The sequence below is a fragment of the Pseudomonas sp. CP4 genome (genome assembly GCF_047758505.1).
Taxonomy (GTDB): Bacteria; Pseudomonadota; Gammaproteobacteria; order Pseudomonadales; family Pseudomonadaceae; genus Aquipseudomonas; species Aquipseudomonas fluorescens_AO.
Map to the genome: position 1 here is coordinate 3,198,684 of NZ_CP180489.1, position 24,347 is coordinate 3,223,030.

At 60.8% G+C, this 24,347-nt stretch carries 23 protein-coding genes; 18 read left to right on the top strand and 5 right to left on the bottom strand.

What is annotated here, in order from left to right:
• Positions 1-6: 6 nt before the first annotated feature.
• The 3 genes from prlC (at position 7) to ACMYUN_RS14230 (ending at position 4,513) form a co-directional block, all read left to right on the top strand.
• Positions 7-2,085: an oligopeptidase A gene (gene prlC, locus ACMYUN_RS14220; RefSeq protein WP_165368388.1), complete on the top strand. Its 2,079-nt coding sequence runs from the start codon at positions 7-9 to the stop codon at positions 2,083-2,085.
• Positions 2,082-2,372 (top strand): YheV family putative zinc ribbon protein, encoded by a 291-nt coding sequence (locus tag ACMYUN_RS14225; RefSeq protein WP_039757098.1) that lies wholly within the window; start codon positions 2,082-2,084, stop codon positions 2,370-2,372. Before prlC ends, ACMYUN_RS14225 begins: the two co-directional genes overlap by 4 nt.
• 113 nt (positions 2,373-2,485) lie before the next feature.
• The gene (locus ACMYUN_RS14230; RefSeq protein WP_415760930.1) at positions 2,486-4,513 is read left to right on the top strand and encodes a M3 family metallopeptidase; all 2,028 of its coding nucleotides are present in this window, start codon (positions 2,486-2,488) and stop codon (positions 4,511-4,513) included.
• Between the two features lie 5 nt (positions 4,514-4,518).
• Here ACMYUN_RS14230 and ACMYUN_RS14235 read toward each other — a convergent pair whose 3' ends face one another.
• Positions 4,519-5,166 (bottom strand): tyrosine-protein phosphatase, encoded by a 648-nt coding sequence (locus tag ACMYUN_RS14235; protein WP_039757100.1) that lies wholly within the window; start codon positions 5,164-5,166, stop codon positions 4,519-4,521.
• 279 nt (positions 5,167-5,445) lie between these two features.
• Between ACMYUN_RS14235 and ACMYUN_RS14240 the strand changes: the two genes are divergently transcribed.
• Genes ACMYUN_RS14240 through ACMYUN_RS14250 form a run of 3 tightly spaced genes read left to right on the top strand, consistent with a single transcriptional unit; the run spans position 5,446 to position 9,287 of the window.
• Positions 5,446-6,186: a gluconate 2-dehydrogenase subunit 3 family protein gene (locus ACMYUN_RS14240; RefSeq protein ID WP_415760931.1), complete on the top strand. Its 741-nt coding sequence runs from the start codon at positions 5,446-5,448 to the stop codon at positions 6,184-6,186.
• Between the two features lie 2 nt (positions 6,187-6,188).
• The gene (locus ACMYUN_RS14245) at positions 6,189-7,973 is read left to right on the top strand and encodes a GMC family oxidoreductase (RefSeq protein WP_415760932.1); all 1,785 of its coding nucleotides are present in this window, start codon (positions 6,189-6,191) and stop codon (positions 7,971-7,973) included.
• A gap of 12 nt (positions 7,974-7,985) precedes the next feature.
• Complete coding sequence (locus ACMYUN_RS14250) at positions 7,986-9,287, top strand: c-type cytochrome (RefSeq protein WP_415760933.1); 1,302 nt, start codon at positions 7,986-7,988, stop codon at positions 9,285-9,287.
• 70 nt (positions 9,288-9,357) lie between these two features.
• Here ACMYUN_RS14250 and ACMYUN_RS14255 read toward each other — a convergent pair whose 3' ends face one another.
• Entirely contained in the window at positions 9,358-9,660 is a 303-nt protein-coding gene (locus tag ACMYUN_RS14255; protein WP_039757104.1) for a hypothetical protein, read from the bottom strand.
• A gap of 235 nt (positions 9,661-9,895) precedes the next feature.
• Here ACMYUN_RS14255 and ACMYUN_RS14260 point away from each other — a divergent pair, with 235 nt between their 5' ends.
• The 3 genes from ACMYUN_RS14260 to ACMYUN_RS14270 all read left to right on the top strand — a co-directional run bounded on the left by ACMYUN_RS14260 (position 9,896) and on the right by ACMYUN_RS14270 (position 13,537).
• On the top strand, positions 9,896-10,954 hold the full coding sequence (locus ACMYUN_RS14260; protein WP_415760934.1) for a PA0069 family radical SAM protein: 1,059 nt from the start codon (positions 9,896-9,898) through the stop codon (positions 10,952-10,954).
• 237 nt (positions 10,955-11,191) lie between these two features.
• Positions 11,192-11,920 (top strand): carbonic anhydrase, encoded by a 729-nt coding sequence (locus tag ACMYUN_RS14265; protein ID WP_039757106.1) that lies wholly within the window; start codon positions 11,192-11,194, stop codon positions 11,918-11,920.
• Between the two features lie 90 nt (positions 11,921-12,010).
• Positions 12,011-13,537: a SulP family inorganic anion transporter gene (locus ACMYUN_RS14270; protein WP_415760935.1), complete on the top strand. Its 1,527-nt coding sequence runs from the start codon at positions 12,011-12,013 to the stop codon at positions 13,535-13,537.
• A 136-nt stretch (positions 13,538-13,673) separates the two neighbouring features.
• Here ACMYUN_RS14270 and ACMYUN_RS14275 read toward each other — a convergent pair whose 3' ends face one another.
• The gene (locus ACMYUN_RS14275; protein WP_007911722.1) at positions 13,674-14,324 is read right to left on the bottom strand and encodes a hypothetical protein; all 651 of its coding nucleotides are present in this window, start codon (positions 14,322-14,324) and stop codon (positions 13,674-13,676) included.
• Positions 14,325-14,694: 370 nt separating this feature from the next.
• Between ACMYUN_RS14275 and coxB the strand changes: the two genes are divergently transcribed.
• From coxB to ACMYUN_RS14295, 4 genes are all read left to right on the top strand, one after another.
• Positions 14,695-15,822 (top strand): cytochrome c oxidase subunit II, encoded by a 1,128-nt coding sequence (gene coxB, locus ACMYUN_RS14280; protein ID WP_039757109.1) that lies wholly within the window; start codon positions 14,695-14,697, stop codon positions 15,820-15,822.
• An 82-nt stretch (positions 15,823-15,904) separates the two neighbouring features.
• Positions 15,905-17,491, top strand: coding sequence for a cytochrome c oxidase subunit I (gene ctaD / locus ACMYUN_RS14285; protein ID WP_415760936.1), 1,587 nt, complete (start codon positions 15,905-15,907; stop codon positions 17,489-17,491).
• Between the two features lie 129 nt (positions 17,492-17,620).
• Complete coding sequence (locus ACMYUN_RS14290) at positions 17,621-18,172, top strand: cytochrome c oxidase assembly protein (RefSeq protein WP_415760937.1); 552 nt, start codon at positions 17,621-17,623, stop codon at positions 18,170-18,172.
• 25 nt (positions 18,173-18,197) lie between these two features.
• A complete protein-coding gene (locus ACMYUN_RS14295) occupies positions 18,198-19,085 on the top strand; it encodes a cytochrome c oxidase subunit 3 (RefSeq protein WP_129998069.1) in 888 nt (295 codons plus the stop codon).
• Positions 19,086-19,161: 76 nt separating this feature from the next.
• Here ACMYUN_RS14295 and ACMYUN_RS14300 read toward each other — a convergent pair whose 3' ends face one another.
• Complete coding sequence (locus ACMYUN_RS14300) at positions 19,162-19,365, bottom strand: twin transmembrane helix small protein (RefSeq protein ID WP_415760938.1); 204 nt, start codon at positions 19,363-19,365, stop codon at positions 19,162-19,164.
• Positions 19,366-19,435: 70 nt separating this feature from the next.
• Between ACMYUN_RS14300 and ACMYUN_RS14305 the strand changes: the two genes are divergently transcribed.
• From ACMYUN_RS14305 to ACMYUN_RS14325, 5 genes are read left to right on the top strand one after another with little or no spacing between them, the layout of a single operon-like run.
• Positions 19,436-20,176 carry an SURF1 family protein gene (locus tag ACMYUN_RS14305; protein WP_415760939.1) on the top strand — a complete coding sequence of 247 codons (741 nt, stop codon included), beginning with the start codon at positions 19,436-19,438 and terminating at the stop codon, positions 20,174-20,176.
• Positions 20,142-20,735, top strand: coding sequence for a hypothetical protein (locus ACMYUN_RS14310; RefSeq protein ID WP_415760940.1), 594 nt, complete (start codon positions 20,142-20,144; stop codon positions 20,733-20,735). The genes ACMYUN_RS14305 and ACMYUN_RS14310 overlap by 35 nt, the downstream gene beginning before the upstream one ends.
• A 10-nt stretch (positions 20,736-20,745) precedes the next feature.
• A complete protein-coding gene (locus ACMYUN_RS14315; RefSeq protein ID WP_129998066.1) occupies positions 20,746-21,825 on the top strand; it encodes a COX15/CtaA family protein in 1,080 nt (359 codons plus the stop codon).
• Complete coding sequence (gene cyoE / locus ACMYUN_RS14320) at positions 21,813-22,712, top strand: heme o synthase (protein WP_039757118.1); 900 nt, start codon at positions 21,813-21,815, stop codon at positions 22,710-22,712. Before ACMYUN_RS14315 ends, cyoE begins: the two co-directional genes overlap by 13 nt.
• A complete protein-coding gene (locus ACMYUN_RS14325; protein ID WP_415760941.1) occupies positions 22,709-23,344 on the top strand; it encodes an SCO family protein in 636 nt (211 codons plus the stop codon). The genes cyoE and ACMYUN_RS14325 overlap by 4 nt, the downstream gene beginning before the upstream one ends.
• 174 nt (positions 23,345-23,518) lie before the next feature.
• Here the strand turns inward: ACMYUN_RS14325 and ACMYUN_RS14330 are convergent, their stop codons facing one another.
• Positions 23,519-24,289 (bottom strand): MetQ/NlpA family ABC transporter substrate-binding protein, encoded by a 771-nt coding sequence (locus tag ACMYUN_RS14330; protein WP_039757123.1) that lies wholly within the window; start codon positions 24,287-24,289, stop codon positions 23,519-23,521.
• Between the last annotated feature and the right edge of the window lie 58 nt (positions 24,290-24,347).

Genomic DNA, 24,347 nt, shown 5'->3' on the forward strand with positions numbered 1-24,347 from the left:
GGGCGCATGTTTCTTCCAGCCAAGGTGCCAACCGTGAGCGTGAACAACCCTCTTTTGCAGTCCTACGACCTGCCGCCGTTCTCCACGATCCGTGCCGAACACGTCCTGCCCGCCATCGAAACCATCCTCGCGGACAACCGCGCCGCCATCGCCGACATTCTCAAGACCCAGGGCAAGAACCCGACCTGGGCCGGTCTGGTGCTGGCGATGGACGAACTCAATGATCGTCTCGGTGCGGCATGGAGCCCGGTCAGCCATCTTAACGCCGTGTGCAACAGCGCCGAACTGCGCGAAGCCTACGAGTCGTGCCTGCCGGCCCTGAGCGCCTACTCCACCGAAATGGGCCAGAACCGCGAACTGTTCCAGGCGTATGAAGCGCTGGCCAACAGTCCGGAAGCTGCCAATTTCGACGTCGCGCAAAAAACCATTCTGGAACACGCCCTGCGCGATTTCCGCCTCTCGGGTATCGACCTGCCGGAAGCCGAGCAGAAGCGTTACGCCGAAGTGCAGAGCAAATTGTCCGAGCTCGGCAGCCGCTTCTCCAACCAATTGCTCGACGCTACGCAGGCCTGGACCAAGCACATTACCGACGAAGCCGCCCTCGCCGGCCTGACCGATTCGGCCAAGGCGCAGATGGCTGCCGCCGCGCAGGCCAAAGGTCTGGATGGCTGGTTGATCACCCTGGAATTCCCCAGCTACTACGCGGTGATGACCTACGCGCAAGACCGTGCGCTGCGCGAAGAAGTCTACGCCGCCTACTGCACCCGCGCCTCGGATCAAGGCCCGAATGCCGGCCAGAACGACAACGGCCCGGTGATGGAAGAGATCCTCGACCTGCGTCAGGAACTGGCCCGACTGCTGGGTTTCGCCAGTTTCGCCGAGCTGAGCCTGGCGACGAAAATGGCCGAATCCAGCGATCAGGTACTGAGCTTCCTGCGTGATCTGGCCCAGCGCAGCAAGCCGTTCGCCGCGCAGGATCTGCAACAGCTGCGCGCTTACGCCGCCGAACAGGGCTGCGCCGATCTGCAAAGCTGGGACAGTGGTTTCTACGGCGAAAAACTCCGCGAGCAACGCTACAGCGTCGCTCAGGAAACCCTGCGCGCCTACTTCCCGATCGATAAAGTCCTCAGCGGCCTGTTCGCCATTGTCCAGCGTTTGTACGGCATCGAGATCGCCGAGCAGAAAGGCTTCGACACCTGGCACCCGGACGTACGCCTGTTCGAGATCAAGGAAAACGGCCAGCACGTCGGCCGCTTCTTCTTCGACCTGTATGCCCGCGCCAACAAGCGTGGCGGCGCGTGGATGGATGGCGCCCGCGACCGTCGCCGCACCGTCGACGGCGTGCTGCAAAGCCCAGTCGCCAATCTGGTGTGCAACTTCACCCCGGCCGACAGCGGCAAGCCTGCGCTGCTGACCCACGATGAAGTGACTACCCTGTTCCACGAGTTCGGCCACGGCCTGCATCACCTGCTGACCCGCGTCGAACACGCTGGCGTCTCCGGCATCAATGGCGTGGCCTGGGATGCGGTCGAACTGCCGAGCCAGTTCATGGAAAACTGGTGCTGGGAGCCGGAAGGCCTGGCACTGATCTCCGGCCACTACGAGACCGGCGAACCCCTGCCGCAGGACCTGCTGGAAAAAATGCTCGCGGCGAAGAACTTCCAGTCCGGGCTGATGATGGTGCGTCAGCTGGAGTTTTCGCTGTTCGACTTCGAACTGCATGCCACCCATGGCGATGGCCGCAGCGTGGCGCAAGTGCTCGAGGGCGTACGTGACGAGGTCTCGGTGATGCGTCCACCGGCCTACAACCGCTTCCCCAACAGCTTCGCGCACATCTTCGCCGGTGGTTACGCGGCCGGTTACTACAGCTACAAGTGGGCTGAAGTGTTGTCCGCCGATGCCTTCTCCAAGTTCGAAGAAGACGGCGTGCTCAACGCTGAAACCGGTCGCGCCTTCCGCGAAGCGATTCTGGCGCGCGGCGGCTCGCAGGCACCGATGGTGCTGTTCGTCGACTTCCGTGGCCGTGAGCCGTCGATCGACGCGCTGTTGCGCCACAGCGGTCTGAGTGAGGACGCGGCAGCATGAGCGAAGGCCCTGTGATCACCAAGAAGCGCTTCATCGCCGGGGCAGTCTGCCCGGCGTGCAGCGAGCCGGACAAGTTGATGATGTGGAACGAGGACGGCGTGCCACACCGCGAATGCGTGGCCTGCGGTTACTCCGACACCCTCAACGAGCAGGGGTTGTCGGTGCCCAAAGAGCTGGGCACGCGGGTCAATACCAGCGCGCTCAAGCCTGCCGCCGACAAAACGGTCCAGGCCGTGCAGTTCTTCCCCAACCCCAAGTTGAAGAAAAAGCCCGACGAGCAGCAGTGACAATTACCGCCGCCTGCCGATGACCGTCGGCAGGTGGCGGTAACTATCTACCACCGCGCCCCTGCGCTTCCTGATTAGGCTGGTCAATCCAGCCCTATCTCACGGAAGACGCCATGCCTGACACCAATCCCCTTCTGCAACACTGGCAGTTGCCGCCCTGGTCGGCGATACGCGCCGCGCATTTGCTGCCGGCAGTCGAACGCACCATTGCCGACAACCAGCTGATTATCGATAACGTCCTCGCCACTCAGGTCGATCATCCCAACTGGGACGACGTGGTAATTGCCATTGATGAAGCCGACGCGCGCCTGGCGGAAACCATGGCGATCATCGAGTTCCTGACGGTGATCCACTCCGACGATGCCGACTGGTTACTGCAGAGCGCACTGAGCAGCAATGCCGCAGCACGATTCAGCGCGACGAGGAGCAGTCATCGGGGGTTGCTCGAAACCTGTCAGCGGTTGGCAAAGAGCTCGATTGCCGCCAGCTTCAGTGATTCGCGCAAAACCTCGCTGGCGAAAATCCTGCGCAGATTTCGTCTGGCCGGCACTGAGTTGCCAGCAGCGCAGCGAGCACAGCTGGCGCAGTTGAACGAGGACATCGACCTGCAGGAAAAGCGCTTCCTGGCCAACCTCGCCGCAACCAACGTCGCCTGGTACAAACACATCGATGATCAGACCGTGCTGGAAGGGCTGACGCCCGATGTGCAAGCGCATCTGGCTGCCAACGCCAAACAGGCTGGGCTTTCCGGCTGGCGGCTTACGCTGAATCAGCACACTTTCGAACAGATCATGACCCACGCGCAGAACCGCGCATTGCGAGAGGAGTATTTCAAGGCTTACTACACCCGTGCCTCGGATCAGGGGCCCACGGCCGGGCGCTTCGATAATGAGCCTGTACTGGCGAGGCTGTTGCTCTCGCGGCATGCGAAGGCGAAGTTGCTGGGCTTCGACAATTTCGCCCAATTGCGCCTGCACAACCGCATGGCCACGCATACCGATCAGGTCAGCCGTTTCCTGCATCAACAGATCGCGCTCAATGCCGCGCAACTGGCGCGTGACACCGCAGAACTGCGAGTCTTCGCCCGCCAGTGGGGCATCGAGCAGGTGCAGGCGTGGGATCAGGACTTCCTCGCGGAACAGCTGCGCCTGCAGCAACTGGACGGGGCACTTCATGACCTTCGCGAGTATTTCCCGCTCAATGCCACTCTGCGCAGCCTGTGCCGGTTCGGCGAGCATCTGTTCGGCATCACCCTTGTTGAGGACCCGCACGGCGAACGCCTCGATGATCAGGTTCGATTATTCGAGGTCAGTGAGCATGGGCAGCCGATCGGCTATATCTACATCGACCCATTCCATCGTGACACTGGCAGCGATTACGCCTGGACCGGTGTGCTGCGCAATCGGCGCATCACCGCCGAAGGCCGGCCGGTACTGCCGATCGCCTCGCTGCAAAGTAATTTCACCGCTGCCGCTGCCGGCCACCCCGATCTGCTTTCTCACCAGGACCTGCGCGTGCTTCTGCACGAGTTCGGGCATTGCCTGCATCACGTGCTGACGCGCTCGCCTCATTACAACCTGTCAGGCATATCGCAATTGAGCCGCGACGCGGCCGAATTTACCGGTCAACTGTTCGAACACTGGGCGCGGTCAGGGGAATTCCTGCGCTGGCTGGGCACGCATCACGAAACCGGCGAGCGTCTTGGCGAAGCGCGGATCAACCGTGCACTGCTTGCTCTCGGCGCTCAGCGCAGTCGAGACACGGCAATGCTGCTGATGAGCGCACTGCTGGACTTCGAGCTGCACCGCAGTCAGGGCGACGGGCGCAGCGTTCAGCAGGTATTCGATGAGGTTCAAGGCGCGTTCCCTCATTTGCAACTGCCGGCAGAATGCCGCTTCGCCAACAGCTGCGACTATCTGGCGACCGGTTACGAAGCTTCGTTGTATGCCTACAAGTGGTCAGGCGTGCTGGCGAGCGAGGCATTCAAACGCTTCGAACGCGAAGGCATGTTCAACGAGCAGACCGGCCGCGATCTGCGTGAAACGCTGCTTTCGGCTGACATGAAATCGCTGCCCGAAGCGCTGCACGCCTTTCTCGGCCAGCCGATCAACCCTGAGCTCTTCGCGGCGCTGCCAGACTGAGCCGATCAACGCTGGACGTGCGCCGAGTCGAACCAACTCTTCATCGAGCACATGGCGAATGCACTGGTGCTGCATTCGCCATTGACCAGCGCCTCGTGCAATCGGTCGACGTCGACTTGCATCACGTAACGCACGCTGTCGTGAAAATGCTGGCTGTCACCAAAACCGCCCTCGGTCATTTCCTTGAGCGCCTGCTCTTTGCTCCAGCCCTGCACTACTACGCGGTACATCGCCGCCATCAGCCCGGTGCGGTCAGAACCGTGCTTGCAGTGCATCAGCACCGGGCCATCAGCTTCAGCGGACTGAATCGCGCGCAGGGCCTTGAGCACATCACTGTCGTCGACATGATTGGTGCGATACGGCAACTGCACCTGCTTGACCCCGGGCGTGGACAGCCAGTCACTATCGGTTTCAGGCAGGAAGTTGATCACTGTGACGACATGCAGACTGTTCAGCAACGGCACCGCGCCACGACTCGGCAGGGCACTGCGATACAGGGTCGGCGACATGCGGAACAGGTTGAACTGCGCCTCGACCGGCTGCGCCCAATCGGCCGGGCGGGGCGATATTGCGTCGGCCGCCCGGGCGGCCATGCCATGCAACAGCGCGACAAGCGAAAAACACAAAGCGGGGAAAAAGCGCACTCGAGACATGCTGGGCTGACCGTTTCGGCAATCTTCATGGAAGGAATCTCAGCTTCGACGTTCGGCGGTCAATGCGCCGTGAGCCGGCCGTCAAAGAAATGTGAATCGTCGCCTCGCCGGGCTTTTTTCCGTGCAAACGGTTTTTCTTGATGCTTAGCCTGCTACCATTTGTCACATGATGTTGCAGACGTGGCGCTCCTTTACCGGGACAGACACCCGTCACCGCGACGCAATATTCCTCGAGCTGCTCGCAGAAGCGGCTGACTTCTATGCCTGATGAGGTACCCCATGTCTGATCAAGATCGAGACAACCCGCGGCGTGAGTTTTTGCGCAAATCCCTGACCCTGATTCCGGTGGTCACCCTTGCCGGTACCGGCCTGGGCAGCAGCGTGCTGCAAGCCGCACCTGAAAGCACACCGGCGCCTGCCGCAGCAAAACCGGCTGGTGCTGGTGATTATCAGCCGAGCTTTTTCACCGCTGAAGAATGGGCATTCATCAATGCCGCCGTCGCGCAGTTGATCCCCAACGACGCGCAAGGCCCGGGCGCGCTTGAAGCCGGCGTGCCGGAATACATCGACCGCCAGATGAACACGCCGTACGCCGCCGGTGCCCTGTGGTACATGCAAGGCCCGTTCAATGCCGACGCTGCGCCGGAGATGGGCTGGCAGAGCAAACTGGTGCCCAAAGACATTTATCGCCTCGGCATCGCCGCCACGGATCAGTGGGTAAAAGGTCTCAGCGGTAAAACATTTGCCGAGCAAGACAGCGCTACCCGAGACGATTTGCTCAGGCAACTTGAAGCCGGCAAGCCGCAGTTCGCTGCGGTGCCGGCGAAGATCTTCTTCAATCTGCTGCTGCAAAACACCAAGGAAGGGTTCTTCTGCGACCCGATCCACGGTGGCAATAAAGGCATGGTCGGCTGGACCATGATCGGTTTCCCCGGCGCCCGCGCCGATTTCATGGATTGGGTGGAACGCAACGAGCAATACCCCTTCCCGGCAGTGTCGATTCGCGGCGAGAGGGCGTAAGCATGGCAACGGTAATGAAGAAGGTTGATGCAGTCATCGTCGGTTTTGGCTGGACCGGCGCGATCATGGCCAAGGAACTCACCGAGGCGGGTCTCAACGTGCTGGCGCTGGAACGCGGGCCGATGCAGGACACCTACCCCGACGGCAACTATCCGCAGGTGATCGACGAACTCACCTACAGCGTGCGCAAGAAACTCTTTCAGGACATCTCCAAAGAGACGGTGACCATTCGCCACAGCGTCAACGACATCGCCCTGCCCAACCGCCAACTGGGCGCTTTCCTGCCGGGTAATGGCGTCGGCGGCGCCGGACTGCATTGGTCCGGCGTGCATTTCCGGGTCGACCCGATCGAGTTGCGCATGCGCAGCCATTACGAAGAACGCTACGGCAAAAGCTTCATTCCCAAGGACATGACCATCCAGGACTTCGGTGTCAGCTATGAAGAGCTGGAACCGTTTTTCGACTTCGCGGAAAAAGTCTTCGGCACCTCAGGTCAGGCGTGGACGGTGAAAGGCCAATTGGTCGGTCAGGGCAAGGGCGGCAACCCATACGCGGCGGATCGATCCAACCCGTTCCCGCTTCAAGCGCAGAAGAACACCGTATCCGCACAACTGTTCGGCAAAGCGGCTACAGAAGTCGGTTACAAACCCTACAACCTGCCTTCGGCAAATACCTCTGGGCCGTACACCAATCCCTACGGCGCCCAGATGGGGCCGTGCAATTTCTGCGGTTTCTGCAGCGGCTACGTCTGCTACATGTATTCCAAGGCTTCGCCGAACGTGAACATTCTGCCGGCGCTCAAGCCCCTGCCGAATTTTGAACTGCGCCCCAACTCCCATGTGCTGCGGGTCAATCTCGACAGCACGAAAAGCAAAGCCACCGGCGTCACTTATATCGACGGCCAGGGCCGCGAGATCGAGCAGCCGGCGGATCTGGTCATCCTCGGTGCCTTCCAGTTGCACAACGTGCGGCTGATGCTGCTGTCCGGCATCGGCAAACCGTACGACCCGATCAGCGGCGAAGGCGTGGTCGGGCGTAACTTCGCCTACCAGAACATGGCCACCATCAAGGCGTTCTTCGACAAGGACACCCACACCAACAACTTCATCGGCGCTGGCGGCAACGGCGTGGCGGTGGACGATTTCAACGCCGACAACTTCGACCACGGCCCGCACGGCTTCGTTGGCGGCTCGCCGATGTGGGTCAATCAGGCTGGCAGCCGCCCGATTGCCGGCACCTCGAACCCGCCGGGCACCCCGGCGTGGGGCAGCGCGTGGAAACGCGCCACCGCCGATTACTACACCCACCAGGTGTCGATGGACGCCCACGGCGCGCATCAGTCCTACCGTGGCAACTACCTCGATCTCGATCCGGTGTACCGCGATGCCTACGGCCTGCCGCTGCTGCGCATGACCTTCGACTGGCAGGAAAACGACATCAAGATGAACCGCTTCATGGTCGAGAAGATGGGCAAGATCGCCCAAGCCATGGGCCCGAAAGCCATTGCGGTGATCGGCAAGCAGGTCGGCGACCACTTCAACACCGCCTCGTACCAGACCACCCACCTCAACGGTGGCGCGATCATGGGCACCGATCCGAAGACCAGCGCGCTGAACCGCTATTTGCAGAGCTGGGACGTGCACAACGTGTTCGTCCCGGGCGCCTCGGCGTTCCCGCAGGGCCTGGGTTATAACCCGACCGGTCTGGTGGCGGCGCTGACCTACTGGTCGGCGAAAGCGATCCGCGAGCAATATCTGAAAAACCCCGGCCCGCTGGTGCAGGCTTAAGGAGCGATGACCATGAAAACTCTCGTTATCGCCACCCTCGCCCTGCTCGGCAGCACGGCAGTCTATGCGGCCAACGTTGATCAAAATCTGATCAAGCACGGCGAATACCTGGCCCGCGCCGGCGACTGCGTGGCCTGCCACACGGCCAAGGGCGGCAAGCCGTTCGCCGGCGGCCTACCGATGGAAACGCCGATCGGCACGATCTACTCGACCAATATCACCCCGGATAAGACCGGCCTTGGCGATTACAGCTTCGAAGACTTCGATCAGGCCGTGCGTCATGGTGTGGCCAAAAACGGCAGCACGCTTTACCCGGCGATGCCGTATCCGTCCTACGCGCGGGTCAACCAGGCCGACATGCAGGCGCTGTATGCGTATTTCATGCATGGCGTCGAACCGGTGGCGCAGGCGAACAAGGCCAGCGATATCCCGTGGCCGTTGAGCATGCGCTGGCCGCTGATGGGCTGGCGCTGGCTGTTCGCGCCGAAGGTCGAGGATTACCAGACCACGTCGGACGATCCGGTGATTGATCGCGGCGCGTATCTGGTTGAAGGCCTCGGCCACTGCGGCGCCTGCCATACGCCACGCGCACTGACCATGCAGGAAAAATCCCTGAGCGCGGCGGACGGCAGCGAATTCCTCGCCGGCAGCGCACCGCTGGAAGGCTGGATCGCCAAGAGCCTGCGCGGCGACCACAAGGATGGCCTCGGCAGCTGGAGCGAAGAGCAACTGGTGCAGTTTCTCAAGACCGGGCGCAGTGATCGCAGTGCGGTGTTCGGCGGCATGAGTGATGTGGTGACCCACAGCATGCAGTACATGAGCGACGCCGACCTCACCGCGATTGCCCGCTATCTCAAATCGCTACCGGCCAATGATCCGGCGGATCAGCCGCATCAGTACGACGAGAAAGTTGCCAAAGCGCTGTGGAACGGTGATGACAGCCAACGCGGCGCGTCGGTGTACATCGACAACTGCGCGGCCTGCCACCGTACCGATGGCCATGGCTACACCCGGGTGTTCCCGGCGCTGGCGGGCAATCCGGTGTTGCAGACGGAGGATCCGACCTCATTGATCCACATCGTGCTCAAGGGCGGAACCTTGCCGGCCACGCACACCGCGCCGTCGACCTTCACCATGCCCGGTTTCGCCTGGCGCCTGTCGGATCAGGAAGTCGCGGATGTGGTGAGCTTCATTCGGGGCAGCTGGGGTAACCAGGGCGCGCCGGTCAGTGCCAGAGACGTTGCGCATCTGCGCAGCGAAGATATGCAAAACACCTCCGGAGATGATCTCGGCCAGGTTACCCAACATCAATAAAAACAAGCCCCCTGCATGATGTAAGCATGCAGGGGGCTTTCATTAATATATTTCTGGCAATTACTTCTGCTTACGGATTAATGATGGCCACATAAGCTTTGGCCAGTGCGATCAACTTTGCCTTGTCGTCGCTATCGATATCGCCGTCGCCATCGACATCTTTCTTGTCAGTGCGAATGGTGAACGTTTTGCCCTTGTCAGCCGATACCGCCACAACGTAAATCGAATCGACCAGTGCTTCGGTCGACAGCTGCTGCTCTGCATTCCAGCCCAGCTCCTTGCGTGCCAGTTGCAGCGAAACAATAGTGTTGGAGTCGGTGATACTCGGCTGCATCATTTGCAGAAAAACACCGCGTTGATTCAAATAAGACATTCAATCAAATCCTTTTAATTAGTTGCCCGGAGTCTGTCGCCGGGAGTTCCAGAGCCTATATAGGGGACCTGAGTTCAGCAATTAGGCATCTGTATCCTGACTTGTCGTGACCTGATTAAAATTGGTCAGTGAAACGCTGTGCGGTATCACTATTGGCAAAGCATCGCTGAACGGTACTGGATCACAGCGCGCGCCCTCGGATACTGTATGCATATACAGAAGCGAGGCTCGTTCGATGATCATCCAAGTTCCGCCCCGCGGTCGCGGCACCGCAACCAACCCGCACAACCGCTTTGCGCCGAGCCGTTCGGTGGCCGAGGACGATGGCTGGTGTCAGGAAGTACCGCCGACGCAAAACACCGAAGTGATCATCGAAAAGGCCAAATCGATCATCAGCCGCAACACCTCGCCGGATCTGCCCTTCGACCGTTCGCTCAATCCCTATCGCGGCTGCGAACACGGCTGCATCTATTGCTACGCACGACCCAGCCACGCCTACTGGGACATGTCGCCGGGCCTTGACTTCGAAACCCGGCTGATCGCCAAGACCAATGCGGCCCAGGTCCTGGAAGAACAGCTGAGCAAACCCGGCTATCAATGCGCGCCGATCAATCTGGGCTCCAACACCGACCCGTATCAGCCGCTCGAGCGCGAATACACAATCACCCGACAGACGCTGGAAGTGCTGCTGCGCTATCGCCATCCGGTGACCATCGTCACCAAAGGCTCGCTGATTCTGCGCGATCTCGATTTGCTCACCGAACTGGCGCAGCAACGGCTGGTGTCGGTGATGATCAGCCTGACCACCCTGGACGACGAACTCAAACGCATCCTCGAACCGCGCGCCGCTGCACCCAAGGCACGCCTGCGCGCGATCCGGGTGATGCGCGAAGCAGGCATTCCGGTCGGCGTGCTGTGTTCGCCGATGATTCCGATGATCAATGACAGCGAAATCGAAAGCCTGCTTTCCGAGGCCCACGCTGCCGGTGCGCAAAGCGCCGCCTACATGATGCTGCGCCTGCCGCTGGAAGTCGCGCCCCTGTTCGAGGAGTGGTTGCTGGCGCACTATCCTCAGCGTGCCGCCCATGTGCTGAGCCTGATCCGCCAGAGTCGCGGCGGCGAACTCTACGACAGCCGTTTCGGCGCGCGGATGCGTGGTGAGGGGCCGTTTGCCGACCTGCTCGCACAAAGATTTGCCAAGGCCATCAAAAAGCTTGGTCTGAACAAACGCGAGGGCTATAACCTCGACTGCACGGCCTTCTGTCCGCCGGGTCGCCAGATGTCGTTGATTTAGCGACAATTGGCTTTGGGTTGACGGGTTGGAATCCTTCCGCCGAAACGCGCCGGTCACGTTTTTTGTGACCTGGAACACACGTTCTAGAGCGTTTGATTCAGTTTCAGTTAAGTTTCGGCGGCTACCTTGTTCATCGAGTGACTGACGGGTCGGGATGACCCGGATGGTTTAAACAGCCACTGGCTTCATACCGGAATACCGGGGAAGACTCCCTGAATCCGCACAAGAGGATGAATCATGAGTGACAAGGATAAACAGTCGTTGGCTGCCTCGGCGCAAACCCCTGAAGCGGAATCCGCCGATGCAGCACTGCGACAGATCGTTGATGGCTTTTTACGCTTTCATCATGACGTTTTTCCGCAGCAGGAAGAACTGTTCAAGAAGCTCGCCACCGCCCAGGCGCCCAAGGCGATGTTCATCACCTGTGCCGACTCGCGCATCGTTCCCGAGCTGATTACCCAGAGCTCGCCGGGCGATCTGTTCGTCACCCGTAACGTCGGCAACGTGGTGCCGCCCTACGGTCAGATGAACGGCGGCGTCTCCACCGCGATCGAGTACGCGGTACTGGCGCTGGGCGTGCAACACATCATCATTTGCGGCCACTCCGATTGCGGCGCCATGCGTGCGGTACTCAACCCCGACAGCCTGGAAAAAATGCCCACGGTCAAAGCCTGGCTGCGCCACGCTGAAGTCGCAAAAACCATGGTGCACGACAACTGCAACTGCACCGACGAAAAAGAAAGCATGCCGATCCTCACCGAGGAAAACGTCATCGCCCAGCTGCAGCACTTGCGTACCCATCCTTCGGTAGCCTCGCGCATGGCGAACGGTCATCTGTTCATCCATGGCTGGGTCTACAACATCGAAACCAGCGAAATCAAAGCTTACGACGCGGACCAGGGTCGTTTCCTGCCTCTCGACGGCAGCCATCCGATTCCTGTGGCGACGCCCAAAGCGCGCTTCTAAATCTTCCCAACAATCTGTGTGGTATGACGCCGGCCGCTGATTCAGCGGCCCGGCCTCGCCACGCCTGAAGAAAACTTCGGGAGAATCGCCATGCGTGCGGCTCAATTGAAAGCTGTGTTGCCACGGGAGCTGCTCGCTTCCGTGGTTGTGTTTCTGGTCGCCCTGCCCCTGTGCATGGGCATCGCGATTGCGTCAGGGCTGCCGCCGGCCAAGGGTCTGATCACCGGTATCATCGGTGGTCTGGTGGTCGGTTGGCTGGCGGGTTCGCCGTTGCAGGTCAGCGGACCGGCGGCGGGGCTCGCGGTGTTGGTGTTCGAACTGGTGCGCCAGCATGGCATGGAGATGCTCGGGCCGATTCTGCTACTTGCCGGTTTTCTGCAACTGGTCGCCGGGCGCCTGAAGCTTGGCTGCTGGTTTCGCGTCACGGCGCCAGCGGTGGTGTACGGCATGCTCGCGGGCATTGGCGTGTTGATCGTGCTCTCGCAAATCCATGTAATGCTCGATGCCAAGCCGCAGCCTTCCGGGCTCGACAACCTCACGGCGTTCCCCTCGGCCGTAGCGCAAGCCTTGCCGTCGTTCGGCTGGCAGGCGGGTCTGCTCGGCTTGTCGACGATTGCGGTGATGTGGCTCTGGGAAAAATTCCGCCCGCATTCGCTGCGCTTCATTCCCGGCGCATTGCTCGGTGTGGGCCTGGCGACGGTGGCGAGCCTGATGCTGGCGTTGCAGGTCAAACGCGTGGAGGTGCCGGCGAATCTGGCCGAGGCGATCGATTGGCTCAAACCTGCCGACCTGATGAGTCTGGCCGACCCGACGCTGCTGATTGCTGCGTCCGCCGTGGCGTTTATTGCCAGCGCCGAAACCCTGTTGTCCGCCGCAGCGGTGGACCGCATGCACAGCGGTGTGCGTTCGGATTTCGACCGAGAGCTGTCGGCGCAAGGTGTCGGCAACATGCTCTGCGGCCTGGTCGGCGCGCTGCCGATGACTGGGGTGATCGTGCGTAGTTCGGCCAACGTTCAGGCCGGTGCGACCACGCGTTACTCGACGATTTTCCATGGTCTGTGGCTGCTGGCATTCGTGCTGTTGCTGTCGAGCGTGCTGCAAAGCATTCCGGTGGCGAGTCTGGCGGGTGTGCTGGTGTATACCGGTTTCAAACTGGTCGACTTGAAAGCTTTCCGTGGTCTGGGTCGATACGGGCGGATGCCGATGTTCACCTACGCTGCGACGGCGCTGGCGATCATCTTCACTGACCTGCTCACCGGTGTGCTGATCGGCTTCGGGCTGACCATGTTGAAGCTGGCGTTCAAGGCTTCGCGCCTGAAGATCAGCCTGATCGACCTGCCGCAGGACGGTGAGATGGAATTGCGCCTGGTCGGCGCGGCGACGTTCCTCAAAGTGCCGGCGCTGACCCAGGTGCTGGGCAGCATTCCCCACGGCACCACAGTGCATGTGCCGCTGAACAACCTGAGCTACATCGACCATTCCTGTCTCGAGTTGCTTGAGGAATGGGGCCGGGCGAATGCGGCGAAGGGGTCGAAGCTGTTGATCGAATCGCGTGGGTTGAAGCGCAGGCTGGAAGGTCGGGTGCGGACCAATACCGGGATTGGTGCGGCGGGTTAGAAGTCGACCTCAAAACGCAAACCCTGTGGGAGCGAGCCTGCTCGCGAAAGCGGTGTATCAGCCAACAGAGATGTTGAATGATCGACCGCATTCGCGAGCAGGCTCGCTCCCACACTGGATTTATGACATAAGAAAATCAGGCGGCAGGCTGATCCAGCTCAAGCCCCACACCCAAGCGGCGGCTCATGCACGGCCAGCGTTTCCACGCCGCGCCAGTGTCCGGGCTGCTGAGTTTTTCGCGATAGGCTTCTACCGATTCCAGGGCAAAACTCTCGTCGTTGAGCATCTCGTCGATCGCGTGATGCACCGCTTCGTCCAGTTGGTTGGCAAATTCCTCACCGATCAATTGGTGAGCGATCAGGTTGGCGACCGTCATGTCCAAGGGGATCAGTGGCTGGCCGAAGTGCTTGATGTACAGGTCGTTGACCTCTTCGACAAAACGGTGCGCCAGATAGGCCTCGTCGAGCAGGCTGTCCAGGCCGACGTGTCCGGCCATGATCGCCGGCGGCTGGAGGAAATACTGCTCGGCGATTTTCAGCACCGGTTTGATCTGCGATTCGATTCCCGCTTCCCTGGCGACTTCATTGGCTGCATCCAGCAGGTCAGGTACTTCATCAATGTAGGCGGCGACAAAACGTGTCAGCACACCATTGGCGTCGGCTTCCGGCAACTGGATCGCCGGGTGCAGGTGAGGCAGCTTGCTTTCCAGCTGACGGGTCAGCAGGCCGGTATCTTTTTCGTGCTGTTGGGCTTTTTGGATCTGCTCGCGCAATGCGGCGGTGTTCATGAAAACTCCAGGAAACAAGGCAATGAAATAGGGAAGACATAACTTAGCTGGCTTACGAAAAACGCTAAGACGCATTTGTCATAATTATTTCATCCTTGATGCAGCTGCGTTATATCCATTTGCCACCACTCGTCTGCATCCTTCTCCATTCGGGCACTTGAACGCAAGCGGCGGTTGTTTCAGCTCATTTACGTGCGCCAGTTGCATTTCCCGGGCGCTGTCTATACTCGCCAATGAATGGAGTTAGCTGATGACGCCCGACTGCACCCGCAGCAAGGCCCGGCGATTCAAGTTCGTAGTCTGATGCAGCCGCTCCCTTGCCGCAGGCGATACGCCGGCGGGATAACAAGAACGATAAGGGGAACCCGCAATGATGCGACATCCACATGTCTGGATGGGCCTCCTGTTGTGGTCGATTTTCAGCCAGGCCAATGCAGCCTGGACTGTGAATATGGCGCCTGGAGCGACTGAAATCAGTCACGCAGTATTCGACCTGCACATGACCATTTTCTGGATCTGTGTGGTGATCGGGATCATCGTCTTCGGCGCCATGCTCTGGTCGATGATGGTGCATCGCCGCTCCACCGGCCAGGTCGCCGCGAAATTCCACGAAAGCACCGGCGTCGAGATCATGTGGACCATCGTGCCGCTGCTGATCCTCGTGGCCATGGCCGTTCCCGCCACCGCAACGCTGATCAAGATGTACGACACCAGCGAGCCGGACATCGATATCCAGATCACCGGTTATCAGTGGAAGTGGCATTACAAATACCTGGGCCAGGACGTCGAGTTCTTCAGCAACCTGGCCACCCCCGCCGAGCAGATTCACAACAAGCAAGCCAAGGGCGAGCATTACCTGCTCGAAGTCGACAAGCCATTGGTGCTGCCGATCGGCGCCAAGGTGCGCTTTCTGGTGACCTCCGCCGACGTCATTCACTCATGGTGGGTGCCGGCCTTTGCGGTCAAGCGCGATGCGATTCCCGGGTTCGTCAACGAAGCCTGGACGCGCATCGACAAGCCCGGCCTCTACCGTGGCCAATGCGCCGAGTTGTGCGGCAAGGATCACGGCTTCATGCCGATCGTGGTTGAGGTCAAGGAGAAGGCCGACTACGAAAAATGGCTCGCCGAACGCAAGGCCGAGGCCGCGCAGCTCAAAGAACTGACCAGCAAGGAATGGACCCTCGACGAGCTCAAGGAGCGCGGCGACAAGGTCTATCACACCACTTGCGTGGCCTGTCACCAGGCCGAAGGCCAGGGCCTGCCGCCAATGTTCCCGGCACTAAAAGGCTCGAAAATCGCCACTGGACCGAAGGAGGGCCACCTGAGCATTGTCTTCCACGGCAAACCCGGCACCGCCATGGCGGCGTTCGGCAAGCAGCTGTCGGAAGTCGATATCGCCGCGGTGGTGACTTACGAACGTAACGCCTGGGGCAACAACAAGGGCGACATGGTCACGCCAAAAGAAGTGCTGGAGCTGAAACAGGCGGAAAGCAAATGAACCGGTCAATTGCGTATTCAGTGAACCCGTCGGGGCAGCGCGCCCTGACCTGCCCCGTCCACTTTCGTGAAGGAGACCGGCCATGAGCGCTGTCATCGATGACCACGGTCACGCCGACCACGCCCACGGCCCCGCCAAAGGCCTGATGCGCTGGGTGCTGACCACCAACCACAAGGACATCGGTACGCTGTACCTGTGGTTTGCCTTCTGCATGTTCCTGCTCGGCGGCTCGTTCGCCATGGTCATCCGCGCCGAGCTGTTCCAGCCCGGCCTGCAGATCGTGCAGCCGGAATTCTTCAACCAGATGACCACCATGCACGGTCTGGTGATGGTATTCGGCGCGGTAATGCCGGCGTTCGTCGGCCTCGCCAACTGGATGATTCCGCTGATGATCGGCGCGCCGGACATGGCCCTGCCACGGATGAACAACTTCAGCTTCTGGCTGTTGCCGGCGGCGTTTCTGCTGCTGGTCTCGACGCTGTTCACCCCGGGTGGCGGGCCGAATTTCGGCTGGACCTTTTACGCGCCGCTGTCGACGACCTACGCGCCGGAAAGCGTGACGTTCTTCATTTTCGCCATCCACTTGATGGGCATCAGTTCGATCATGGGCGCGATCAACGTGGTCGCGACCATCCTCAACCTGCGCGCCCCCGGCATGACCCTGATGAAAATGCCGCTGTTCGTCTGGACCTGGCTGATCACCGCGTTTCTGCTGATCGCAGTGATGCCGGTGCTGGCCGGCTGCGTGACGATGATGCTCATGGACATTCACTTCGGCACCAGTTTCTTCAGCGCTGCCGGCGGTGGTGACCCGGTACTGTTCCAGCACGTGTTCTGGTTCTTCGGCCACCCCGAGGTGTACATCATGATCCTGCCGGCGTTCGGCGCGGTCAGCCAGATCATCCCGACCTTCGCGCGCAAGCCGCTGTTCGGCTACACCTCGATGGTCTATGCCACAGCGAGCATCGCGTTCCTGTCGTTCATCGTCTGGGCGCACCACATGTTCGTGGTCGGCATTCCGCTGGTGGGCGAATTGTTCTTCATGTACGCGACCATGCTGATCGCCGTGCCGACGGGTGTGAAAGTGTTCAACTGGGCGAGCACCATGTGGCAAGGCTCGATGACCTTCGAGACGCCGATGCTGTTTGCCGTGGCGTTCGTCATCCTGTTCTCCATTGGCGGTTTCTCCGGGCTGATGCTGGCGATCGCCCCGGCGGACTTCCAGTATCAGGACACCTACTTTGTCGTTGCGCATTTCCACTATGTGCTGGTGCCGGGGGCGATCTTCGGCATCTTCGCCTCGGCCTATTACTGGCTGCCGAAATGGACCGGGCACATGTACGACGAAACCCTCGGCAAGCTGCATTTCTGGCTGTCGTTCGTCGGCATGAACCTGACCTTCTTCCCGATGCACTTCGTCGGTCTTGCAGGGATGCCACGGCGGATTCCGGACTACAACCTGCAGTTCGCCGACTTCAACATGGTCTCGTCGATCGGCGCATTCATGTTCGGCGCCACGCAGATCTTCTTCCTGTTCATCGTCATCAAGACCATTCGTGGTGGTGCACCGGCCCCGGCGAAACCGTGGGACGGCGCCGAAGGCCTGGAGTGGAGCGTGCCGTCGCCGGCGCCGTATCACACCTTTACCACGCCGCCGGAAGTGAGATGAACACCTTTAGCCTTGTGAAAATCTCTGTGGGAGCTGGCTTGCCAGCGATGGCTGCCTGCCTGACACACCGCGGGGGTGCCATCGCTGGCAAGCCAGCTCCCACAGGTTTCTCGGCAGAGGTCAAACACCATGGCTGACTCGATCTCGCTGAAGAAACTCGTCACTCGCCTGCTGTTGGTGGTGGTGGCGATGTTCGTCTTCGGCTTCGCCCTGGTGCCGATCTACGACGTGATGTGCAAAGCCTTCGGCATCAATGGCAAGACCGGTGGCCAGTACGAAGGCGAGCAAGTGGTCGACACCTCGCGCCAGGTACGCGTGCAGTTCCTGTCGACCAACACCGCCGACATGCCGTGGGACTTTTACCCGAAACACGACGAGCTGACCGCCAACCCCGGCGCGGTCAACGAGATGGTCTTCATCGCGCGCAATCCCACCGACAAACCGATGAGTGCACAAGCGGTGCCGAGCATCGCGCCGAGCAACGCGGCGGCGTTTTTCCACAAGACCGAATGCTTTTGCTTTACCCAGCAGCTGCTGCAACCCGGTGAACAGATCGAAATGCCGGTGCGCTTCATCGTTGACCGCGACATGCCCAAGGAAGTGAAGCACCTGACGCTGTCCTACACGCTGTTCGATATCACCGCCCGACATCCGCCGGTGGCTGTTAACACTGGCGGTTGAGCGTGCCCGATAAGGAGAACAATAAATGGCAACTCATGAGCATTATTACGTCCCGGCCCAGAGCAAATGGCCGATCATCGCTACGCTCGGGATGTTCGTCACCGTGTACGGCCTGGCCACCTGGTTCAACGATCTCAAGGCCGCGCGCCCGGAATCCCACGGCCCGCTGATCTTTTTCGTCGGCGGCCTGCTGCTGGCGTACATGCTGTTCGGCTGGTTCGGTGCGGTGATCAAGGAAAGTCGCGCGGGGTTGTACAGTCCGCAACTGGATCGCTCGTTCCGCTGGGGCATGAGCTGGTTCATCTTTTCCGAAGTGATGTTCTTCGTCGCTTTCTTCGGCGCGCTGTTCTACGTGCGCCACGTGTCCGGGCCGGCGCTGGGCGGCGAGGGGCCGAAAGGCATCGCGCACATGCTCTGGCCGAATTTCGAATTCGTCTGGCCGTTGCTGCACACACCAGACCCGAAACTGTTCCCGCCACCCAAAGAAGTCATCAGCCCGTGGGGCCTGCCGCTGATCAATACGATCCTGCTGGTCAGCTCCAGCGTGACCATCACCATCGCCCACCATGCGCTGAAGAAAGGCCATCGCGGCGCGCTGAAACTGTGGCTGGCGATCACCGTGCTATTGGGCGTCGCGTTCCTCGGTTTCCAGGCCGAGGAGTACATCCACGCCTATAAAGAGCTGGGGCTGACCCTCGGTTCGGGCATCTACGGTGCGACGTTTTTCATGCTCACCGGCTTCCACGGCGCCCACGTGACCATCGGCACGATCATCCTGTTCGTGATGCTGATGCGGATCATGAAGGGCCACTTCGACAACGAGCACCAGTTCGGTTTCGAAGCGGCGAGCTGGTACTGGCACTTCGTCGATGTGGTGTGGATCGGCTTGTTCTTCTTCGTCTATGTGCTCTGAAAACAGCTGCAAGTTGCTAGCTGCAAGCTTCAAGTCAAAGCGGGATGGCCTCTAACTTGTAGCTTGCCGCTCGCGTCTACCACGGCGCATGGGACACCAACTGGCCGCTGTAGAAACCCCAGGCCATCAGGCCGACGGTGACCACGGCCAGTGCCACCCGAACACTCAAGGCGATGACCAGCCGATGGGAGCTGCTGTCGTCCTTGACCAGGAAAAACAGGCCGCTGAACAGGCTGATGACCGTGGCAATCAGCATCAGGACGATCGCTGCTTTGAACATGGCAAGACTCCGGGGGACAGGCGATGCACTTGAGTATAGCGATCGCGATGACTGACTTTATGGCGCGCCCATGAAGCGCTTTCGCCCGGGCGTGATCCCCACCGTAGTGGTCGGCCTGTTGCTGCCGCTGATGGTTGCGCTGGGCTTCTGGCAACTGGGCCGGGGCGCGGAGAAAACCGCGCTGCTGGCCAGTTACGCCGAACGTCGCGTGGCCGAACCGATGGCCAGCAGTGAACTGCTCGCCAGCGCCGACCCGGCTTACCGCCGCGTGCGCCTGCACGGCCAGTTCGACCCTGCCCACACGCTACTGCTGGACAACCGCCAGCGTGGCGGCAAGGTCGGCGTCGAGTTGCTGCAACCGTTTCAGGATCAGCGCAGCGGCCTGTGGCTGCTGGTCAATCGCGGCTGGCTGCCTTGGCCCGACCGGCGCGTGCCGCCGCAATTCACTACACCGGCCGAGACACTGACGCTCGATGCCTGGGTCTACGTCGCCCCCGGCGCGACGTTTCAATTGCACGCCGATCCGGTGAGCAGTGTCTGGCCGCAAACCATCACCGCCGTCGAGCCGAGCAAGTTGTGGCAAACCCTGGAGCGCGACGGTTTCGCCTTTGAGCTGCGCGCCGAACCCGGCCCGGCCAGCTATCAGACCGATTGGCCGGTGGTCGCGATGGGCCCGGAAAAACACCTCGGCTACGCCGTGCAATGGTTCGCCATGGCCACGGCCCTGCTCGGTCTTTACCTCTATTTCGGCTGGCACCACGCAAAGGAGAAACGCCATGGGAAGCGCCATGAATCCACCCAGCATGTCTGAGGCCAAACCCGTTCCCAGCCGCCGGCGTGGGCGCATTCAGTTGCTGCTGATTGTGCTTGGCGTGGTCGGGCCGATGCTGCTCGCCACCGGCATGTACAAATTACAGTTCTGGGTGCCGGAAGGACGCAGCTATCACGGCGAGCTGATCGGCAACGGCCAGACCCGCGCCGACCTCGGCGTGCAGGCCGATGAGCAGCGCTGGCAGATTCTGGTCACGGCGCCGAAGGATTGCGCAGTCGATTGCCAGCAACTGGTTTATCTGGCGCGGCAGATCCAGATCAGCCTCGGCCGCGAAGCCGGACGTGCCAGCCATGCGCTCGCCGCCGCGCAACCGTTGGGCGCCGACTACGCCGCCAAGCTCGACCGTGAATATCCGCAATTGCAGCGTTACCCACTGGATGCCGGAGTGTTTGCCAGGACCACCGGCGACAAAGCCGTGCCGCAGCTGTGGATCGTCGACCCGCACGGCAATCTGGTGCTGCGCTACGAGCCCAATGTGAAGGGCAAGGATCTGCTTAACGACCTGCGGCATCTGCTGAAACTGTCGAACATCGGATAAGGGCATCGTCATGGCCAAACCTGGATTTCGCCTCGCGCTGTTTGCCACCCTGCTGGCACTGATTGTGGTGCTGCTCGGCGCCTATACGCGCCTGACCCACGCCGGCCTCGGCTGCCCCGACTGGCCGGGCTGTTACGGGTTTATCAGCGTGCCGAAAAGCGAGGCGCAACTGGCCCATGCCGAGCTGCATTTCCCTGACGCGCCGGTGGAGGCGCACAAAGGCTGGAACGAGATGATCCACCGCTACTTCGCCGGCACTCTGGGTCTGCTGATTTCAGTATTGGCCGGGCGCGCCTGGGTCAACCGGCGCCATCCGGGCCAACCGGTGAAACTGCCGCTGTTTCTGCTGGCGGTGGTCATCGCTCAGGCAGCGTTCGGCATGTGGACGGTGACACTCAAGCTCTGGCCGCAAGTGGTTACCGGGCATTTGCTCGGCGGCTTCGCCACGCTGAGTCTGCTGTTCCTGCTGACGCTGAGGTTGTCCGGCGTGCTGCCGGTGCTGACCGTACCCAAGCGCCTGCAATACTGGGCGACGGCGGGCCTGCTGTTGGTGATCGGCCAGATCGCTTTGGGCGGCTGGGTCAGTTCCAACTACGCAGCGGTGGCCTGCATCGACTTCCCCACCTGCCATGGCCAATGGCTGCCGCCGGCGGACTTCGCCAATGGTTTTCACCTGACTCAGCACATCGGCCCGAATTATCTCGGCGGACAACTCGACAGCGATGCGCGCACGGCGATTCACCTGACCCACCGCATCGGCGCTTTGCTGGTGACGGTCGTGCTGCTCGGTCTGGCGTGGCAGTTGAAAGCCGTGGGCATGACCCGTTTGGCCGGATTGCTGCTGATCGCCCTCGCCGCGCAGATCACCCTCGGCATCAGCAACGTGCTGTTTCATCTGCCGCTACCGGTGGCCGTCGCCCACAACGCTGGCGGCGCGGCGTTGTTGCTGACCCTGGTGCTGGTCAATTATCACGCGCGCACCAGTCTGCTGCGGGTGAGCCAACCGGTGCTGGCGCGCTGGCGCTTCAGTGCACCCAAACCTGCCGTCGCGCCCATTGCATTGAAAGGAGAAACGCCATGGCGAGTCTGATCGGCGAACGTCCAGCGCAGGCGCTGTGGCGCGATTATCTGGAGCTGACCAAACCGAAAGTCGTGGTGCTGATGCTGATCACCTCGCTGGTCGGCATGTTCCTCGCCACCCGCGCGGGCGTGCCATGGACGGTGCTGGTGTTCGGCAATCTGGGCATTGCCTTGTGTGCAGGCGGCGCGGCAGCGGTCAATCATGTGGTCGACCGGCGCATCGATGCGGTGATGGCGCGTACGCACAAACGGCCGTTGGCCGAAGGGCGGGTTTCACCTGCGGCGGCGCTGACATTTGCGTTGCTGCTGGCGTTGCTCGGTCAGGCCTTGCTGCTGACGTTCACCAATCAACTGACCGCTTGGCTGACTCTCGCTTCACTGCTCGGTTACGCCGTGGTCTACACCGGTTTTCTCAAGCGTGCGACGCCGCAGAACATCGTCATCGGCGGCCTCGCTGGCGCCGCGCCACCGCTGCTCGGCTGGACCGCCGCCACCGGCCATGTCAGCGCCGAACCGCTGTTGCTGGTGCTGATCATCTTCGCCTGGACCCCGCCACATTTCTGGGCGCTGGCGATTCATCGCAAAGAGGAATACGCCAAGGCCGACATTCCGATGCTGCCGGTGACCCATGGCGAGCACTACACAAAAGTGCACATTCTGCTCTACACCTTCGCGCTGCTGGCGGTGAGTCTGCTGCCGTACGTGATTCACATGAGCGGCGTGCTGTATCTGGTCTGCGCGCTGGCATTGGGCGCGCGGTTTCTGCAATGGGCCGTGGTGCTGTACCGTGGCACTCGGCCGCACGCGGCGATCAACACCTTCAAGTACTCTATCTGGTACCTGTTCCTGTTGTTCATCGCCCTGCTCGTAGACCACTACTTACTGTTGAACCTATGACCCGAACCCAGAAAACCGTCTTCATCCTCGTTGCCGTGATCGCATTGATCCTCGGGCTTACCGTCAACAAAGTGCTGAGCGGCAAAGGCCAGGGCGACCCGACTGCGCTGATCGACGCCGGCATCATCCTGCTGCCGCAGAGCCGCAACCTGCCGGACGTGACCATGACCGATCAGGACGGCAAACCGGTGGCGATTGACGAGTTGAAAGGCAAGTGGAGTCTGTTGTTCTTCGGCTACACCCTCTGCCCGGACATCTGCCCGACCACCCTGGCGCAACTACGGCAGATCAAGAGCGAGCTGCCGAAAGAGGCGGTGGATAAATTGCAGATCGTGCTGGTCAGCGTCGACCCCAACCGCGATACGCCGAAGCAGTTGAAGCAGTACCTGGGCTATTTCGATCCCCAGTTCATTGGCCTGACGCCAACCTCGATCGAGGAGCTGCAGAAGGTCGCGAACGCGGTGAGCATTCCATTCATTCCGGCCGATACCAGCAAGCCGAACTACACCGTGGATCACAGCGGCAATCTGGCCGTGATCGGCCCGGACGGCACACAGCGCGGGTTTATTCGCGCGCCGTTGAACAATGCCAAATTGGTTGCGCAACTCCCGGTGATGCTTGAGCGCCAGTAGGAACACCACTGAACCATTGTGGGAGCGGGCTTGCTCGCGAATGCGGTGGGTCAGATAAAGACATGTTGGCTGACACACCGCATTCGCGAGCAAGCCCGCTCCCACACGGACGATATTCCAGGCACAAAAAAGGGGACGCCATTGGCGTCCCCTTTTTCATTGCAGCAACCTGAATCAGAACGCCGGCAACACCGCGCCTTTGTACTTCTCGGTAATGAACTGCTTCACTTCCGGGCTGTGCAGTGCAGCCGCGAGTTTCTTCATTGCGTCGCTGTCCTTGTTGTCCGCGCGGGACACGAGGATGTTCACGTACGGCGAGTCGTTGCCTTCGATCACCAGCGCATCCTTGGACGGATCAAGCTTGGCTTCCAGCGCGTAGTTGGTGTTGATCAGCGCCAGATCGACCTGGGTCAGCACACGCGGAATAGTGGCGGCTTCCAGTTCACGGAATTTCAGGTCTTTCGGGTTCTGCTCGATGTCTTTGAGGGTCGACAGAATGTTGCTCGGGTCCTTCAAGGTGATCACGCCAGCCTTGGCCAGCAGCAACAGCGCACGGCCGCCATTGGTGGCGTCGTTCGGGATCACCACGTTGGCGCCGCCGGGCAGGTCTTTCAGATCCTTGAGCTTGCTCGAGTAAGCGCCCAGCGGCTCCAGGTGCACGCCGGTCACGGCAACGAGGCTGGTGCCCTTGGCCTTGTTGAATTCATCGAGATACGGCTGGTGCTGGAAAAAGTTGGCGTCGAGGCGCTTTTCCGCGACCTGGACGTTCGGCTGAATGTAGTCGGTGAAGACCTTGACCTTCAGATCCACGCCTTCCTTGGCCAGGGCCGGTTTGACGAACTCGAGGATTTCCGCGTGCGGCACCGGGGTGGCGGCAACGGTCAGGGTCTCGGCGTGGGCCGAAAACGCCGCAACAGCGGCGAAAGCAGCGATCAGTTTTTTCATTCAGCTAACTCCTTGTGAGGGCGCGCGCCAACGAATGGCCCGCGCCTCTTGATTAAAC